This is a genomic window from Pseudomonas sp. SIMBA_067 (genome assembly GCF_046534675.1).
Classification (GTDB): Bacteria; Pseudomonadota; Gammaproteobacteria; order Pseudomonadales; family Pseudomonadaceae; genus Aquipseudomonas; species Aquipseudomonas putida.
Genome location: NZ_JAWRYH010001462.1, coordinates 1 through 231 on the forward strand (window position 1 = coordinate 1; position 231 = coordinate 231).

1 protein-coding gene is annotated in these 231 nt (G+C 55.4%); it reads left to right on the forward strand.

The window, feature by feature from the left end; all coding sequences use genetic code 11:
* Nucleotides 1-231, forward strand: a 231-nt coding sequence (locus SB765_RS34270) for a sugar phosphate nucleotidyltransferase (RefSeq protein ID WP_410933108.1), incomplete at both ends; no start/stop codon positions are given.

Sequence of the window (231 nt, forward strand, 5' to 3'; positions counted from 1 at the left end):
TCTTCGGTCAGGGCTTCAGTCCGAAGCTGCGTCATGTTGCGGCGCGCACCGAAGGGGCGACGGTTTTTGGCTATCAGGTGATGGACCCGGAACGCTTTGGCGTGGTGGAGTTTGACGACAATTTCCGCGCTATCTCGCTGGAAGAAAAGCCAAAACAGCCGAAGTCAAACTGGGCGGTGACCGGGCTTTATTTCTACGACAGTAAAGTCGTGGAGTACGCAAAGCAGGTGA